This window comes from Bacillus sp. FJAT-29937, assembly GCF_001509555.1.
GTDB lineage: Bacteria > Bacillota > Bacilli > Bacillales > Cytobacillaceae > Cytobacillus.
Map to the genome: position 1 here is coordinate 88,124 of NZ_LMAS01000009.1, position 17,790 is coordinate 105,913.

Annotated in this window: 13 protein-coding genes; 8 read left to right on the plus strand and 5 right to left on the minus strand. The window is 38.5% G+C overall.

The features are described from left to right. Positions 1–219 precede the first annotated feature (219 nt). Positions 220–978: a sulfite exporter TauE/SafE family protein gene (locus AR328_RS18080; RefSeq protein WP_066299409.1), complete on the plus strand. Its 759-nt coding sequence runs from the start codon at positions 220–222 to the stop codon at positions 976–978. 58 nt (positions 979–1,036) lie between these two features. Next, positions 1,037–1,318, plus strand: a complete 282-nt coding sequence (locus tag AR328_RS22910; RefSeq protein ID WP_066299263.1) for a hypothetical protein — start codon at positions 1,037–1,039, stop codon at positions 1,316–1,318. Between the two features lie 129 nt (positions 1,319–1,447). On the opposite strand, the gene AR328_RS18090 is transcribed toward AR328_RS22910, so the two are convergent. Continuing rightward, positions 1,448–2,818 (minus strand): sigma-54 interaction domain-containing protein, encoded by a 1,371-nt coding sequence (locus tag AR328_RS18090; protein WP_066299267.1) that lies wholly within the window; start codon positions 2,816–2,818, stop codon positions 1,448–1,450. A gap of 238 nt (positions 2,819–3,056) precedes the next feature. Here AR328_RS18090 and AR328_RS18095 point away from each other — a divergent pair, with 238 nt between their 5' ends. From AR328_RS18095 to AR328_RS18110, 4 genes are all read left to right on the plus strand, one after another. After that, the gene (locus AR328_RS18095) at positions 3,057–4,310 is read left to right on the plus strand and encodes a M20 family metallo-hydrolase (RefSeq protein ID WP_066299269.1); all 1,254 of its coding nucleotides are present in this window, start codon (positions 3,057–3,059) and stop codon (positions 4,308–4,310) included. A 58-nt stretch (positions 4,311–4,368) separates the two neighbouring features. Then, complete coding sequence (gene hydA, locus AR328_RS18100; RefSeq protein ID WP_066299272.1) at positions 4,369–5,799, plus strand: dihydropyrimidinase; 1,431 nt, start codon at positions 4,369–4,371, stop codon at positions 5,797–5,799. 77 nt (positions 5,800–5,876) lie between these two features. Continuing rightward, positions 5,877–7,145 carry a cytosine deaminase gene (codA, locus tag AR328_RS18105; protein WP_066299274.1) on the plus strand — a complete coding sequence of 423 codons (1,269 nt, stop codon included), beginning with the start codon at positions 5,877–5,879 and terminating at the stop codon, positions 7,143–7,145. 123 nt (positions 7,146–7,268) lie between these two features. Then, on the plus strand, positions 7,269–8,696 hold the full coding sequence (locus tag AR328_RS18110; protein WP_066299277.1) for a cytosine permease: 1,428 nt from the start codon (positions 7,269–7,271) through the stop codon (positions 8,694–8,696). Positions 8,697–8,991: 295 nt separating this feature from the next. On the opposite strand, the gene AR328_RS18115 is transcribed toward AR328_RS18110, so the two are convergent. Beyond that, complete coding sequence (locus AR328_RS18115) at positions 8,992–10,257, minus strand: MFS transporter (protein ID WP_066299279.1); 1,266 nt, start codon at positions 10,255–10,257, stop codon at positions 8,992–8,994. Positions 10,258–10,491: 234 nt separating this feature from the next. Between AR328_RS18115 and AR328_RS18120 the strand changes: the two genes are divergently transcribed. Further along, positions 10,492–10,884 (plus strand): hypothetical protein, encoded by a 393-nt coding sequence (locus AR328_RS18120; RefSeq protein WP_066299282.1) that lies wholly within the window; start codon positions 10,492–10,494, stop codon positions 10,882–10,884. Between the two features lie 470 nt (positions 10,885–11,354). On the opposite strand, the gene AR328_RS18125 is transcribed toward AR328_RS18120, so the two are convergent. The 3 genes from AR328_RS18125 to AR328_RS18135 are packed head-to-tail and all read right to left on the minus strand — an operon-like array spanning position 11,355 to position 15,318. Continuing rightward, complete coding sequence (locus AR328_RS18125; protein WP_066299285.1) at positions 11,355–12,665, minus strand: cyanophycinase; 1,311 nt, start codon at positions 12,663–12,665, stop codon at positions 11,355–11,357. A 19-nt stretch (positions 12,666–12,684) separates the two neighbouring features. Further along, on the minus strand, positions 12,685–13,857 hold the full coding sequence (gene iadA, locus AR328_RS18130) for a beta-aspartyl-peptidase (protein ID WP_066299288.1): 1,173 nt from the start codon (positions 13,855–13,857) through the stop codon (positions 12,685–12,687). 39 nt (positions 13,858–13,896) lie between these two features. Next, positions 13,897–15,318 (minus strand): YfcC family protein, encoded by a 1,422-nt coding sequence (locus AR328_RS18135; protein WP_066299292.1) that lies wholly within the window; start codon positions 15,316–15,318, stop codon positions 13,897–13,899. A gap of 177 nt (positions 15,319–15,495) precedes the next feature. Here AR328_RS18135 and AR328_RS18140 point away from each other — a divergent pair, with 177 nt between their 5' ends. After that, positions 15,496–17,535 carry a sigma 54-interacting transcriptional regulator gene (locus AR328_RS18140; RefSeq protein ID WP_066299297.1) on the plus strand — a complete coding sequence of 680 codons (2,040 nt, stop codon included), beginning with the start codon at positions 15,496–15,498 and terminating at the stop codon, positions 17,533–17,535. The last annotated feature ends 255 nt before the right edge of the window (positions 17,536–17,790 follow it).

The following is a 17,790-nucleotide window of genomic DNA, read 5'->3' on the forward strand; positions in this document are numbered from 1 at the left end:
ATGAAAAGGCAACAATGCGTGTTTAAGTAGGAAAATGCCAGTAATGGTAGCTATGAATCTATCATAGAACGCGTTTTCTACGGAAAGCAATGGTTTCTTGAAACGTTTGGGAGACAAGGGATTGGAAATATGAAATTCATTCAAATAATATATATTATGAAAAGGGTTTTTATTAGGATAGAGGACAAAAGAAGAAATAGGCGGAAGTGGGGTTTTCATTTGGCTATTATAATTACGATGCTGGTCTTAGGAATGCTGTTAGGATTTGTCGGGGCTGGCGGGGCTGGATTTATTATTGCGATTTTAACATTGATGTTTCATATCCCAATACATACAGCGTTGGGTACATCTTTAGCGGCAATGGCATTTACCTGTCTGTCTGGTGTGGTCAGTCATTACCGAGGAGGCAATATCGCGGTAACGGCGGGAATCGTTGTCGGGGCATTTGGTGCCATTGGCGCTTTTTTTGGCTCGATGGTTGCCGCGATTATCCCTACTGCGCAATTGCATTGGTTCACCGGGGGCATGCTGATTTTTAGTTCAATACTGTTCGTTTTCCGATTATTTCTATTAAAACAGCCTTCAGCCGTGCGGGAGGCCTCAGCTGCTTCAGAAAATAATTACGGATTTTGGATTCGAGCCATTATTCTGGGGCTGCTTTCCGGTCTGATGTCAGGGTCCTTCGGTATCGGAGCTGCACCATTTATCCAGCTAGGCTTAATGATCTTTTTAGGATTATCTGTCCGTCACTCCGTCGGAACCGCGATGCTGGTCATACTTCCAATCGCAATTGGCGGCGGCCTTGGATTTGGTACGAGCGGCTTTGTTGATGTGATTCTTCTTATACAAATATTAGTCGGTTCGATGACTGGTGCCTATATTGGCGCGAAATTCACCAACCTTGCCCCAAAATCAGTTTTAAAAATTTCGATGATTTCAACACCCGCAGCAGCCGGGCTTTTACTAATCTTGGGCTAATGGATTTTAATATTGAAATTAATTCCATGATAATTGTAATTAAGTAAGGGGAATCGTGATGAACTACTTAGAATCGTTCTTCTTTATTATGATGGGTATAAGTCCTGCACTCATCGGAATTCCGTTACAAATACTAGCAACGAGAAAAAAACAGGAATTGAGTTGGTCTTTCCTGATCAATTGTAGAAGGAATTTCCTTGTTCGGTTGGGTTTTATTAATGTGGTAGGGGGGCGTTCTTTCCTTTGTCAGCTCGATCTTGGCGGCATGCTTCATCGAATAGGCTTCTTGAATTCTGCCCCACGAAAAAATACTTACGGTGCATATCAGGGTGCACCGTGAGTATTTTCCTTTTCTTTATTAATGCAAATTTTAATTCAAAGATGGTCAACGAGGTTCCGAAAGGGCTGCTAGTGATTTGCAGACGAATATCTCGTCGCTTCCTTGTTTTAAACGCTTATTGCACTTAAGCTATTTGAGAGGAATCTTAAATTTTTTAGCCTTTTTTACAACAGTGGATTGGTCAATCATTAATACCTCTGCGACTTTTCTTGTCGTTTTATATTCTCTAAAAGCCGAAATTAATAAATTTCTTTCTACAGCTTCTACTGTTTCTTTCAAAGGTCCTATTTTACTGCTTAAACTGACAGAAGATGGCTCAATTAAATTATGTATATTAGAACTCCCAATTTTATCCCCAATAGTATTAATAACTAACCGTTCAATCATATTTTGTAGTTCACGTATGTTTCCTGGAAAATCGTATTCAAGGAGTAGCTTTATTGCATTTTCTGTAAAGTACTTCTTGTTTTCATATTTATCATTTATATTTTCTAAAAACATGTTCATGAGAAACGGCAAGTCCTCTTTTCTTTCCCTTAACGCTGGAATATTTATAGGAATGACATTCAATCGATAAAATAAATCCTCCCTAAATCTTCCCTTACTAACTTCATCTTTTAATTTCTTATTAGTTGCAGCAATTACCCTTGCCTTTACCTCATATGAAGTTGAACCACCAATCCTTCGAACTGCCTTATCATCTAAAACATGAAGCAGCTTGACTTGAAGGCTTAATGGAAGATCGCCAATTTCATCTAGAAAAATGATTCCTTTACCTGCTAATTCGAATAATCCCCTTTTTCCTTCCTTTGAAGCACCTGTAAAGGCTCCTTTTTCGTAGCCGAATAGCTCTGATTCCAATAAATGTTCAGGTATTGCACCACAATTAATATTTATAAAAGGGAAATCTCTACGATTACTGAGAGCATGGATCGTTTTAGCCATAAATCCTTTGCCTACACCTGTTTCTCCTAACAATAGAATCGTTGCATCAAAATTTACAACATGATGAACTGTATCCATAATTTGTTTCATGGTTGCACTTTTATAAGTGATTTGCCGGTTATCGATTCCGTTCCTTTTACTTAATTCTTGCTTGAACCATTCTAACTCTGTTTGTAAATTCTTAAGATCCGATTTTAATTTATTTGTTTCAGTGATATCCTTTGAAATGTTTATGATCTTTTCAATATTTTTATCCTTATCGAAAATAGGAATCCCTGTTACTAAAACGATTTTATCAGCCGAGGTTCTTTGAACCAAAGTTACTCTATCTTTTCTTTTCAACACTTCGCTTGTAACCGATTTATCAAAAATTTTCTTATCCTCTAAGTATAAGGAGCTTTCCCCTAATATTTCCGATACCTTTACTCCAAATAGTTCCTCACAGGATTTACTAACTCTTATAAATATCCCCTCACCATTTGCAATGGTAATCCCATCAAAGCTTACATCTAGAATTGATGTTAATTCTTCAATGGCCTGATTATTTAATTGCATCTTATCTCCCACCTTCAAAAAGTTGGTTGGACGACATTTGATGATTATTATCATCACTAAATGATGATAATAATCATCAATGTGACAGAACATCCAAGCAAATATCGCTTTAAATAGCGTTTTATAAATACGGCAATAGTTGGCACAATATTTGCAATATATAAAATAGTCTTTGAAGTATTATAACACTACTTTTCAAGACTTACATAGTTCTATTGATTTATAGGAAGGTGAAAAGATGGATGTAAATATCGATAGAGTTTTAAAGGATTTTGAAATTATAGTTAGTTATACAAATACGCCTGAAAAAGGTTGTACCCGCTTTTCCTACAGCGCCGAAGATAAGAGAGCAAGGGAATATCTCCTTACACAAATGGAGCAGCTTGGCCTTTCAATAAAAGTAGATGCAATAGGAAATATTAGGGCTAAGTATGGAGACAAAGATAAACCCTCAATTATGATAGGTTCCCATATTGATACTGTAAAAAATGGCGGTAAATATGATGGCTTAACAGGGGTTTTAGTAGGCTTAGAGGTTATAAGAGTATTAAAGGAAGAAAATGTTCAATTATCACATCCCGTCGAATTAATCATTTTCACAGAAGAGGAAGGCTCTAATTTTGGGATTACCTTATTAGGCAGCAAGGTACTGACCGGAAAATATGAACTAGAGGATTTAAAGCTAATAAAAAATGTGGATGGAAAAGATCTTTATGAAGTTGCAAAAGATTTTGGACTAGAAGTTGAAAACATCAAAAAGGACGTGCTTAAAAAGAATGAAGTCGATACTATGATTGAATTGCATATAGAACAAGGCGCAGTATTAGAATCGAAAAACAAATCCATAGGAATTGTACAGGCAATAGCAGGAATGAAAACATATAAAGTTTCTTTAAATGGTATCTCAAACCATGCGGGAACAACTCCAATGGAGCTAAGAGCCGATCCAATGGTCGGAGCTTCCCATATTATTTCCCATATTCAAAAGGCGGCGAATGAAATGGCACTACCTACGACTGTTGCAACGGTCGGAAAGATAGATTGTCGACCTAATATGGGCAATGTTATTCCTGAAAGTGTTGAATTCCTTGTAGATATTAGAGATGTAGAACCACAGGGAATCAATTTCATTGCTAATGAACTAAGGAATAAGGTTGAAGAAATTTCATCCAAATATTCCCTATCTAGCGAAATTAAACTGGTAGGAGAATCTGAAGTAGTCAAATTATCACCAAAAATTATTGAAACTATCGAGCAGGCTGCCATAGAACAAGGATATAGCTATATGAAAATGAATAGCGGTGCTGTTCATGATGCTGTAATGCTAACTGAATTAGCAGATGTAGGAATGATTTTTATACCAAGCGTAGGCGGTAAAAGCCATAGCCCAGAAGAATATACAAGTATTGAAGATATTAAAATAGGAGGCAATCTTCTACTAAATGTTGTTTTGTCTTTAACTTGTAAAGAAGATAGGATAAATTTTGTTTAGCATCATTTGTTGATATATTCTAAAAAGGGTGAGTTTTTAATAAACAGGAGGAGATAGCATGAGCTTACTAATTAAGAACGGAACTATTGTTACTGCTGTAGATGAATTTATCGGGGACATACTAATCGATGGAGAGAAGATTGTTGCGATTGGCAAAGAATTAAATTTTTCTGTCAGTCAAGTAATTGATGCTACAGGCAAGTATGTATTACCAGGTGGAGTTGACCAACATGTGCATTATTCCTTTGATTTTAAAGGTGAAAGAGTAAGAGGGTTCGAAACCTCAAATGCCGCCATTGTAGGGGGTACAACTACCGTTATAGAATTTGTTAATCAAGAGGCCGGCAAAGGAATCGCAGAAACTATTACTGATTATGATAAAAAAGAAGTATCAGATTTAGCAATGGTAGACTACTCTTTCCATGGAGTTGTGTGTGAACCTACAGATGAGCTTTTTAGAGAGATACCAAGTTTACCAAGTAAGGGAATTTCCACAATTAAGTTATTTATGGCATATAAGGGACTTCCTTTCCATAGCGATGATAAGGCCTTATTCAAGGCTTTAAAAGCATCAAAGGATGCTGGAGTTACTGTTATGGTTCATGCAGAAAATGCAGATGTTATTGATACACTTCAAAAAGAGTGTATTGCTAATGGACAAACGGAACCATATTATCATGCAGTTTCAAGACCAACTTTAGTCGAAATTGAGGCTACACAAAGAGCTATTAATCTAGCAGCACTAGCAGAGGCCCCTATTTATATTGTTCATGTTACTGCTAAAGAGGTTATGGAGACGATTAGATCATCCCATAATAAAGGCATTCCAGTTTATGGAGAAACCTGTACACACTATCTGATGCTTGATAAAGAGGATTTAGCAAAACCTAATTTTGAAGGAGCTAAGTATGTATGTTCACCAGCACTAAGAACTGAAGATGATAGGAATGCTTTGTGGGAAGCAATTAATAATGGGTGGTTAAATGCAGTGAGCTCCGATCATTGTGGATTTAACTGGGAATCACAAAAGCATATGGGTATTGATGATTTTACAAATATACCGAATGGATCACCAGGTGTAGAAAATCGACTAGGCATTCTTTGGACCTATGGGGTAAATAAAGGGCGAATTTCCAGACAGCGTCTAGTAGACCTCTACGCTACAACACCTGCCAAAATCAATGGATTATCACACCGAAAGGGCCATATCGGGGTAGGAATGGATGCAGATATTGTTATCTATGATCCTGATCATAAGTCTATTATCTCTAATGAAACTAGTTTACAGGGAGTTGACTTTAATATCTATGAGGGATTTGAGCAAGAGGGAAAGGTCGATAAGGTTTTCCTTAGAGGAAAATTAATGGTGGATGATGGCGAGTTTGTCGGTCAAAAGGGTGATGGGAATTTCATACCGGGCAATGCGTTTGGATTATGTTTTGAAATAGCGGAAAAGGTAAGGCAATTAGAGCCGGTTAGTAAAAACTAGTAAAAGAGAAATATAATAAAATCAGTTTTTTCCACAATCATATGCTAACTGATAATTTGCTAGGAGGATTGGTTAAAGTGTTAATTAAGAATGTAACTATTAGAAAGAAAGATGGCTTATGGGACATTGCAATACAGGATGGGAAGATTGAGAAAATAGAAAGAAATATAGACCCTATTGAAGGAGAAGAGATAATAGATGGGGGAGGAGGATTAGTATTGCCTCCGTACGTTGACTCTCATACACATCTAGACTATGTTGGCACTTACGGTGACCCAGTATATAATTCAACCGGAACTTTATTCGAGGCAATTGATATATGGAACGAGCGGAAAAAGAACATAACCTTTGAAGACGTAAAATCTAGAGCTTCAAAAATTTTAAAGTGGAACATTGCAAATGGAACACAACATGTGAGGACACATGTTAATACTGATGAACCTGGATTAACATCATTAAAAGCAATGTTAGAGGTAAAAGAGGAATTCGCTCCATTTATAGATGTTCAGTTAATTGCTTTTCCACAACATGGCATCTTAAATTTTAAAAATGGGTTGGAATTACTTGAAGAGGCTTTAGTAATGGGGGCAGATGGTATTGGTGCCATTCCACATTTTGAAGATACTAGAGAAGATGCAGTTGATTCAATTAAAGAAATTTTTAAGTTAGCGGAAAAATACAGCGCGCTCGTAGATGTACATTGTGACGAAACTGATGATGATCAATCTCGAGGAATAGAAGTAGTTGCTGCACAGGCTGCAAGATATGATATGGGAGAATTGGTTACTGCCAGCCATACAACTGCAATGGCTTCATATAATAACGCTTATGCATTTAAACTTTTTGGATTATTGAAAAGAGCAAATATTAATTTCGTGGCAAATCCCTCAATTAATATTCATCTTCAGGGGCGGTATGACACATATCCAAAACGTAGAGGGGTTACTCGTGTTAAGGAGCTTCTTGACGCTGGATTAAATGTAAGCTTTGGAAATGATGATATCATGGATCCCTTTTACCCACTTGGTGTAGCGAATATGCTAGAAATTCTTCATATGGGGGTTCACGTATGCCATTTGACTGGTTATCAAGAATTAATTAATTCATTTGATTTAGTAACCATAAATGGAGCAAAGACACTTAATATTACTGATATATATGGGTTGGAAGTAGGTAAACCTGGGAATTTAAATATTCTACCTGCCAATAATGAATTTGATGTTATTCGTAAACAGGTTAAACCTTCTTATTCAATACGGAATGGGAAAGTCATAGCAAGATTAGAGCCTAACTACCCTAAAATTTATATTGGAGAAAACGCTGAAGAGGTTGACTTTCTAATTTAAAAGAGGTGGCGTTAGAAAATTACTTTTTCTAACGCTTCCCAAGTATCAATTCAATAGGAATTAAGAGATTTTGTAGTGCTCTAATTAACTAAAAATTCGAAATATTATGATAGGATGGTGTTTATGACTAATAATATTGGTTCTTCTGAACATGATTTATACAGCCCAGCATTGGCTCCTGTAGATTTAAAAGACAGAAGTATAACTACAAGAGGTCTGGGTGTTATTTGGTTTGGTATTGCTGTGCAAATTACTGGTTTCGCAGCATTTTCACCAATGACTAATTATTTTACAATTGGCGAGTTGCTTTGGATTTACACGATTGGCTCAATTATATTAGCTCTTTGCTGCTTTGTTACCCAAGATATTGGTTTAAAGTACGGCATAAGTTTTGCAGCATCTATAGTTGCTTCTTTTGGTTATAAAGGTGGGAAAGTTGTAGGTGTTGTCCGCACTCTACCCAGTTTGATATTCTTTGCCCTAAATGCCTATATCGGTGCTATGGCGATTAATGAGATTTCTAAAATATTAATAGGATTCGATAATATTTTTGTATGTCTAGCTATAAATGTAATAGCACTGGTTGCAATTACTATAAAAGGAGTTAAGGGTATCGAAAGATTTAGTACCATAATTGCCCCTTTATTAGCTATTGTCGGTGTATATATGATGTACGTCGTTCTGACTTCATATAATGTGTCTTTAACCGATACATTAAGTATGGGAAGAACAGCAGGAACAAGTAAGTCCTGGATCTTTGGATTCGCAGTAGTTGTGGGGCTTTTCTCAAGTGTGGCAATGGGAATAAACGACATCACGAAAGACTGTAAAGTTGGAGGCAGTTCTAAAAATTGGATAAAAAACAATAAACTATATTCCACCGCTACCCTAATCGGCATTGTTCCATTCCTTGTGTTTTTCACCATTTTAGGAAATATTACAATAGTTCTTTCCGGACGTATGGATCCTTTAATTGTTTTATCAGAACTAATTCAAGAAAGATCAATTATTCTAGCAATAGTCATCCAAATATTTATTGTTGTCGCACAAGCGTCTACCAATACAGCTGCTAATTTACTGCCTTCCGCCTATGTTGCTTGTAGCCTGATGCCAAAAAAACTTAGTTTTAAGGTAGCTACTGTCGGTGTTGCGATTATTGCCTGTATCATTCAACCTTGGAATTACATGGATAAGTTAGACTTGATTTTATCCCTATTTAGTACTACAGCAGGACCAGCACTCGCAATCATTGGAGTAGATTATTATATATTTAGAAAGAGACAGATAAGTCTTGATGATCTATTTAAATCCAATGGAAAGTACAAGTATTTCAAAGGATATAACCCTGCAGCCTTGATCGTTTATGTAGTTGCTACGGCAATTGGATTCTTCTTTTTCCTAGAGTACAGCTTCTTTGTTTCCACTGCATTAGCTTCTGTTTTTTACTATTTCGTTGCCAAAGCGTTTGCAAAAAAATATCCCGTAATAATAGAAGAGGAATTGAGTGTACATCCTATCGATGGTTCCAAACCCACTGTTCAAATAAATTGATATTTTATAAAAAAAGCCAACTTTAATAATTCTTACACGTCGTAGAACCGTTCAATGAAAATTCATAATTCAAGATTTCATCCCGTTTTAGTAGACTTTTAAGCCCTCGGTCGACCCAATAGGAGTTGTCGAGGGTTTTGTGTAATATGGACTCTTTACTACACGCCAATATACTTTGGGTTCTGAGAGGACTGCGAGTGATTCACAGACGAATACCCGCAGCTTCCTTATTATTAAACATGATGACTTAATAGATCTGCTAACTATATAAGATGAGATCTTCTATACCAACAACTCATTGCCCTACCGTTATTTTACGCTTCTCCTCACTCTTTATGTTTCGGGAGAATGATAGACTTTTAGGCAATGTGATGGATGCAAAACTAGCTAGAATGGCAAGGATCCCTGCAGCACCAAATGATATGAAATGAGTGTAGAACATTTCGTACGCCCAGCCTCCCATGAATGATCCGATGGCAGCTCCGACTTGATGCCCCACAAAATAAGCGAATCCGTTTAACATTCCGAGCAACCGCACTCCGTATAAGTCACCTAAAATCGCTGTGGACATCGCAACGGAACCGGCCCACACCAACCCTCCAATAAAGGAAACGAGAAAGAGCTGCCAGGCAGTCATCGATAAAACGAGAGCGAAAAACCCAAGTCCGCGAACAAAATAGATGATAAATAAAAGATTTTTCCGTGGAAAACGATCCGCAAGCTGCGCTAAAAACAATGTGCCAATAATGGCAACAATCCCGATCATCCCTATCCCAAATGAAGCGGTCATGGGAGGAAAATGATGATCAATCAGCATCGGCACCCCATGGGAACCTAATAGATTCATCCCAAATCCACAAGCAAATAAACTAAAAACAATTTTCCAATATGTCTTTGTCATTAATGCATCCTTAAAGGTGATGGCCGGGTCCTCCCGGCTAATTTTCTTACCAGCGGCTCCCATACCGTCAGCCTCAGCCGGAACATCTTCCCTCATTATTAACATGGCTGATGGGAGAACAAGAATGATAAATATTCCACCAAAAAGTAAGAGGGTGTTCTGCCAGCCGACAAGACCAATCAGCCATGTTTCAGCGGGCGTCATTACGGCAATCCCCGCCATTGCTCCGGTCGTTAAATAAAAAAGCGCCTTCCCTCTCTGACGGACAAACCATTTACTAACAATGGGCGATAACGTAATACTGCTTAAAAAAGAAAGCCCGATCGACAGGAACACACCAAATGATAGTAGAAACGAAAGCATCCCGTTAGAGTTAACCGTCCATACAATCGAAATACATACAATGGCTAACCCTACCAATAATACAAATCGTGTATGAAAAGTTTTTAATAGAATGCCAGCTAACAGCATTCCAATCCCATAAACAATCATTCCAGCTGAAACAATGAGCGAAAATTCCGTACGTGATAACTTTAATTCATCCATAATTGGATTGACAAATGGTCCGATACCCATGCGCAAGCCAGTTGTAAGCAGCACAATGACAGAAGCAGCAATCACAATATACCAGCCAAAATAAAGACCTTTAAATTTATTCATGTTGTACTCCCATTTCATTTTTTTGCAAATATTTAACGAAACACATCTTCTCTAAGATTAAGCTAATTTAGTTAGACTCCCTAATTAACTATTTTAGTTTGCTTTCTTCAAAATGACAAAGTTTAAAATTGTCATTTGGGTTGAAGAAAGCTCGTGTATGCCTATGCATGTTAGAATTTTTCGTACAGTAGGGTAGCGTGTGGTTTACATTCAATTTTGAAGGTTGCTGAGGAAATGAAAAGTTTTGGACTGGTGGCAGCCTATGAGCACGGTCATGAATGGCTCAAACAATTAAAAAACTATCTAGATGACAATTTTGCTTTTACCAAACAATATTTAGAACAACATTTGCCTGAAGCTATATTTCGAATTCCTGAGTCCACCTATCTGGCATGGGTGAATATTCAAGCCTATCTGCCCGACGAAGAAAACTTGCCATTATACTTTGCCAACAACGCGGGGGTGCTTCTAGAAGGAGGAAATATGTTTGTCGACAATTCAGACGGTTATATTCGCCTTAACCTGGCGTGTCCAAGATCTGTTTTGGAAGAGGGGCTAAAAAGAATATGTGAAGTGTTGAAGAAGGAAAGTGATATGAAAACGGATTGCTTGGTGGGTCAAGATTAAATTGATGTTCCGATTTTTCATAGAATAAAAGACAGATAACCATCAAATGTTGTTTAATAAACTTTTGATGGTTATTGTTTGTTTAAAGATCCCCGAAAGAATCCCCCCAATCCCTCTAAGTAGTCAAAGAATAATCTTAGCGGGAATAAAAACAATTCAGGTATCCAAAATTAACAGATCTAGGATGAAATAGAACAGGTCGTAATACTCGCGATTCCTCTTGTGTTTCCGTAGAATGAAAGTTCGGCTAGTTTTAGGTAAGGTGGATTATCGAAATATTTGGATTATTCGATTAGGGCCTATTTATGCAATAAGGTATGAATCGTTCGCGGCGACCATTTTCAATGCGGCCTTTAAAAAACAACGTTCTAAGAAGCTAACGCCTCCCATAATGGACAACTTTTTAGTATGTTTTCAAAATAAAAGACTCTAATCCATGTATAGATTAGAGTCTCTGTTGCAATGGTATTTTATTTATCTATTTGGATTTTGATCGTAATCGGTTCAACGTCCATTTTAACGTTTAAAGCGGCGTACGATCCGACTTGGTCAATTCTGCCCCAGAACCCTTCCGTTTCATTTGTTTTTCTAAAGGTAAATTTGAAGCCAATTCCTTTTTTGTCGTCTTCCATGTCAAACCAAATGGCTTCAGCTTTCTTGGCCTCGTTATCGACGAGATTTTCAGTTATCACCTTTTTTAATACTTGTGGACCGAAGATATCGGTTGCCATTGAATTTTTGCTATAGTATTCGATTCCTTTTGTCGTTTCGTGCTTTTCATTAAGTTTGAACGTACCAGCAGATACGTTGAACCGATCGCCTTTTTCCAAGTAGTGCATCGTTACATTGTTCATCGCAAAGCGCTTACCCTTAGGCGTTTTCGCATCCTGCAAATCGACGATTAATAAGCCGCTCTCACCAACAACTTCAATACTGTCATCCGCGCCATAGTATACCATGGCGGAATTTTCATCAATTCCAAAGCCATAACGTGTTTTATTATATTCGGTTGCCACGAGCAAACGTCCAAAACGACCGCGCTCTAGAAAATGCTGGTCAACGATTCCATGTGGGAAAAATCCGAAACCTGCAGTTAGAAACAGTTGATCGTTATCAACTTCCTGATCAGTGTTTTTAAGAAGATGTACCCCTTCAGTTAAGGCGCTGACACTCGTTCCATTTGCAATCATCGGATTGCTCATAATCGCAGCACCTGCACTTGAACCGCCAAGAACCGCGCCGTTTTTATATATTTTTCGAATGGCTTTTAATACGACTGTATCTTCTCCATCTGGTGTCATTAACGTTTTAACATGTCGTAATTGATCACCGCCGACAAACCAAACCGCGTCAGCTTCTTCTATTTTTTTGGCTATATCGGCACTATTTCCGTTATCCTTCCACTCAGATTCATCCACGTCCTTTGTCGAAGGATCATCAATTACTGCGATGGGTGCGGTATAAATATTCTCAGCAGAAACACCGTAGTGAACGAAATCCTCTTTATAAGCATTAGCACTTCCAATCGGTTCAGCGCTAGACGCAGGTATAATCGCAATCTCTAAATCTTTTAGAGACTTCTCTTTATATTGTTGGGCTAAAGTTAAGTATTTCATGTAAACCGCCTCATTATCTGAATCCAGGGCACCACCAACAATGACGAGCGAACCAGTATTCTTAGTTACATTTTTATTATTCTGAGCTGCTTCTACATTAAATGATGATATCGTTAAGGCAAACGCTGTTAACACAAGAACACAAATAATGGATAATTTCCTCAACTTCAATCCCTCCAATTTTTTATTCAAATGTACCTTTAACAATTGGCACTTTGTTTTCAACCATCAATTTCCCTTTGGCGATGACAGTGTCAATATCGAGAGTCTCTTTATCTAGTAAAACAATGTCAGCATCTGTTCCTTCTTGAATGCGACCCTTGTTCGAAAGCTTAAGCACATTCGCAGGGTTTAATGTAATAACCTGCAGGGCCGTTTCTAATGAAATTCCATCATTGATGACAGCATCTCGCGCCTCCATATATAAGGAGGAAACTTTTCCAACCTGAAGACCAATTAATTCTCCATTTTCGTTAAAAGTAGGCAGACTGCCTTGGCCATCAGACGAAAAAGTAATATTCTCTAGCGGCACACCGGCATCAAGCATCCGCTTCAACCCTTCGCTGCACTTCACTTCTCCTTCTTCAAAAAACTGCGGAACGGAACTCGTCGTAAAATCAACGTAACCGCCGTTTTTGGCATACTCAATCCCAGCCAGGAATAAATCTTCATTCCGGTTTATATGGGTTGGGTGGAAGTGGGAAATAGGTATATTCGTATTTTCAATGACTTCCTCAAGCAAAGAGAGCTTATCTGGCCCATCGCCGAGATGAATTTCAACAAGGCCGGCCTTGCCAGCTAAAATGCCGCCATTTCGGGCTGCGGTGGCAATTCTTGCAATTTCATCCGCCGTTGGTTCTGATGACCGATGATCGGCAATGGCAATTTCGCCCACCCCGATAATTTTGTCAATAAAAATGAGATCTTCCTCGATTTTGTTCGTAATCGTTCTTACTGGCAACTGATACGAACCTGAATGAATAAAGCATGTCACACCTTCTTCTTCTAAGCCGTTCGCTTTCGCAAGCAGGCTTTCCATTCGTCTCGTCGTCCCATCCGTACCAAGAAGGCCGACGACCGTCGTAATGCCTGCAGTGGTTAAATCAGTTAACACCAACTCCGGCGTCCGGGTTTTGAAGCCACCTTCGCCACCGCCTCCGATGATATGAACATGGGCATCGATAAATCCAGGGACAACGATTTTGTCTGAAGCATCAATAACCGTGACCGGAACAAAATTATCAGGTTGTTCAATAAGTTCTCTTACATAACCGATTTTACTATCAACTAGCAATATATCTTTTTTGCCTAAATAATAAGGTGCATACACTTCCCCATTTTTAATTAAAGTAAGCACTATATTCCCCTCCTACGTTACACTCTAGATGTGCTCTTTTTAAAACGGACCATAATTGATTAAATGTGCGACAACTACTGCAATTAAGCCAATGACAAATTGGATAATCACTAAAGGTAAAACCCACTTTGCCCATTTCGTCCATGGAATCCCAGCGATCGCCAACCCAGCCATTAAAGTACCGGCAGTTGGGAAAATAATATTTCCGATTCCATCAGCAAATGAGAAGGATAGAACAGCGGTCTGTCTTGTAATATCAAGTAAATCAGCGAGCGGTGTCATAATAGGCATTGTTAACATCGCATGTCCGCTTCCAGATGCTAAAATAAAGTGAATCACCGTTTGGAAACTATACATACCCATAACACTGATCGTTCCAGGAACATGACTAATCGCTTCCGATATACCGTACAGCATCGGATCGACGATATTCCCTTGGTTTAAGACAACTAACGTTGCCCGTGATACCCCGATAATTAATGCACCGGTTATTAAAGCAGCGGACCCGCTCATAAAGTTTTTTACAAGATCATCAACAGAAAGTCTGCCAATGATGCCAATAACGATCGTTAAAATAATAAATAAAGCCGCAATCTCAGAAAGGTACCACTCATATTTGATTACTCCGTATGCTAGAACGACGTAGGCTGATAGAAATGCCCCAAGAATTAATTTATGCTTGGTTGTCAATTGCACATTTGATTTCAGCAGCTCGTCGGCAGCTGTTTTGTCGTAATTGCCATAAAAACCTAATTCAGGGTTTCGTTTTACCTTCATTGCGTACCGATAAACAAAAATCACAGAAACAAGATAAACAATCACAAACAAAATTAAGCGTAATCCAATCCCTGAGAATAATGGAAGTTCCGCGATCCCCTGGGCAATACCAACTGTAAACGGATTCATAACAGCCGTTGTAAAACCAGCAGCTGCACCAAGGAGCACAATGGCCATCCCAGTGATCGTGTCAAAGCCAAGGGCAATGGCAAGCGGAATTAATAAAGGTATATAAGCTAGCCCCTCTTCAGCCATCCCCATTAAAGAACCTCCAGCAGCAAAAAACAGCATCATTATTGGGATTAACAGCTTTTCCCGTTTAGCTAGTTTTTTCGCCATTGTGGCAATTAAGACATCAATGGTCCCAGTCGCTTTGAATACACCAAAAAATCCCCCAATGATTAAAACAAAGAAAATAATACCGCCGGCTTCCACCATCCCTTTATGAATGGCTTTCACCATATCGAATGGATTTACTGGTGAAGATTCCGTCCATTGAAATGAACCTGGCTCAACGACGGTTCTACCATCTACCTCTACTCGGCTGTACTCCCCGGCTGGCAAAACCCATGTTAAAATCATTGCCACAACAACTACTCCGAATAGTAACGCAAAGGCATTGATTTGCACCGGCTTCTTTTTAGGCGCGGTTTCCGGTTCCACGTTCTTGCTCAATTGACTCATTAACCCATCTCCTTTTTAGAATTTAAATGAATGACACTTAATTTATATGCAATTATTGTGCCAATTCGCAGAATGCGCAAATTCTGAAAATTAAATCATTAAGAGCTTTATATTGGTTCTTTTTGGTTCCTTTTGGTAGAATAAAAGAACCAATATCAAGAAAAAGGAGGTTCCACCATCAAACAGTCACTAACCTTAATTACGGGCAGCAGCCAAACAAAACTAGTTTTGCAAGAACAGCTGCAACAGTTATTGGGGGATTACGTCCAAATTGAAATTTACGCCACTGATGAAGGACTTCCCGCCCAGCTGACCGATGATTACTTTTTGTTCTCATCAGAGGTGACAAGGCTAGAAGCTCATGAGGTGTGTCAGATTACCGGCAAAGAAATGATGGTCGGAAAACGGACAATTCATCACAGATTCATCGACCAGCTATTAAAAATACCGGTAAATTCTGATGTTCTCGTTGTAAATGATGATGATACCGCAACGATTGAAGTGATCGAATCGCTTTATCAGCTGGGTATTGGTCATTTGCGGTTCATCCCATATAAGAAGGACCAGATTTTTTATAAAAATATTGATATCGCTATATCTCCTGGTGAAACCCATCTTTGTCCGCCCTCTATTAATAAAGTAATTGATATTGGAGTTCGGCTGTTTGATATGGCCACGATTTTAAAAGTAGTAGAATACTTTTGTTTAGGGGAAAAAATCTCGTCATTAATTTCAGAAAGATATATTCGTAACATCATTGATTTACAACGGGAGCTATCATTGGCGGAACAAAATGCAAAACAAATGAAGCAGCATATTCAAAACGTCGTCAACACTGTCGATGATGGCATTATAGCAATTAATAGACAGCATCGAGTCACCGTTTTTAATCGGCGCTTAGGGGCCTTGTTTCATCTTCCTGTTGATGAAGCCATCAATAAGCAATTGGAGGAAGTGATCGTCCAACAAGATCTTATCGACTTTATCTTACATAGTAATGAAGAAAGTAAATTTTTTACGATTTACGGTGTGGATCTTGTCATTTTCCGTCATCAAATGGAAACGGAAAATACAATCGTGGCAACTTTTAAAAGTATTCATCAAGCGTTTGAAGTTGAAAAAATGGCGCAAAGAGAATTGAAAAACAAAGGGTTTTACGCAAAATACGACTTTGATGACATCGTTGGGGACCACCCGCTCCTCAAAGAAACGAAACAAATTGCCAGAAAACTGGCCCTCTCCGAGCATCCGGTTTTAATTCAAGGGGAAACAGGGACGGGAAAAGAATTATTCGCCCACTCGATCCATCTTCATTCCATGCGAAAAAACGGACCATTTATCGCCATCAATTGTAGTGCTTTAACCGAAAACTTACTTGAAAGTGAATTGTTTGGCTACGAGGAAGGGGCATTTACTGGTGCGCAAAAAGGCGGAAAAAAGGGGTTGTTCGAATTAGCGGATAATGGAACAATTTTCTTGGATGAAGTAGGTGATATTAGTCTCGCCGTTCAATCCCATTTATTACGGGTCCTTCAGGAGCAAGAATTGCGCCGAATCGGCGGGAGAAAAGTTATTCCCATAAATGTCCGGGTCATTGCGGCTACAAATAAGGACATTCAACTAAAATCGGAAGAAGGTTCATTTCGTTCTGATTTATTTTACCGCTTGAACGTTCTTACGCTTTTAATTCCGCCGCTTCGAGATCGAAAAACCGATATTCCGTTATTGGTCAAACATTTTATTACGAAGAGCGGAAAATGGGTTAAGGCTGATGAAAATCTCCCAGAACAGCTGCAAAAACACGAATGGTTAGGGAATATCCGTGAATTAAAAAGCACGATTGACTATATGCTTACCATCTGTGATGGAAATAAGATTGAACTGAAAGACATTCCTTACAACCGCCTTCAAAAAAATCGAAAACAAGAGATCGTAACGAGCTATCCAATTCCTAACAATTTATTAGAAATATATGAGTATAAATTTATCCTCGAAACGATTAAACACTGTAATGATAACGGTAAGCCGGCAAGCCGGCAGCATATTTCGATGGTTAGTGAGGAAACCGGTTCTTTTTTATCGCCGCAGCAGGTTCGCAGACGATTAGATTACCTCGAAACCAAAGGCTTCATTACGAAAGGCCGGGGAAGATCCGGGACAAAAATTACCACGATCGGGGTAGAGTATTTACAACAGCTTGAATTACATGCAACATAACAACACACGATAAACTTAAGTTTTCTTTATTTAAACCGACACTGAAAAAGCGGTTGAGGCGACAAGAGGGAATTTGTCACTTCAACCGCTTTTAGTTTAATTGGGAGGTATCCTCCATATGGAGTGCTCAGTAATAAAATTTTACGCTGGCGGTCTGACCGAATTTTTTATGGTGGCAATCCTTTCTTCCCACATTACCCTTCAATAAAACCGACTAAATCCCTATCCTATGATTAGTCGGAATAATCCGATAAT

Excerpts from the sequence above, each read along its gene's own strand:
- AR328_RS22910 (WP_066299263.1), top strand. The coding sequence starts at position 1,037 with ATGAACTACTTAGAATCGTTCTTCTTTATTATGATGGGTATAAGTCCT.
- AR328_RS18115 (WP_066299279.1), bottom strand. The coding sequence starts at position 10,257 with ATGAATAAATTTAAAGGTCTTTATTTTGGCTGGTATATTGTGATTGCT.
- AR328_RS18135 (WP_066299292.1), bottom strand. The coding sequence starts at position 15,318 with ATGAGTCAATTGAGCAAGAACGTGGAACCGGAAACCGCGCCTAAAAAG.
- AR328_RS18095 (WP_066299269.1), top strand. The coding sequence starts at position 3,057 with ATGGATGTAAATATCGATAGAGTTTTAAAGGATTTTGAAATTATAGTT.
- AR328_RS18110 (WP_066299277.1), top strand. The coding sequence starts at position 7,269 with ATGACTAATAATATTGGTTCTTCTGAACATGATTTATACAGCCCAGCA.
- hydA (WP_066299272.1), top strand. The coding sequence starts at position 4,369 with ATGAGCTTACTAATTAAGAACGGAACTATTGTTACTGCTGTAGATGAA.
- AR328_RS18120 (WP_066299282.1), top strand. The coding sequence starts at position 10,492 with ATGAAAAGTTTTGGACTGGTGGCAGCCTATGAGCACGGTCATGAATGG.
- AR328_RS18090 (WP_066299267.1), bottom strand. The coding sequence starts at position 2,818 with ATGCAATTAAATAATCAGGCCATTGAAGAATTAACATCAATTCTAGAT.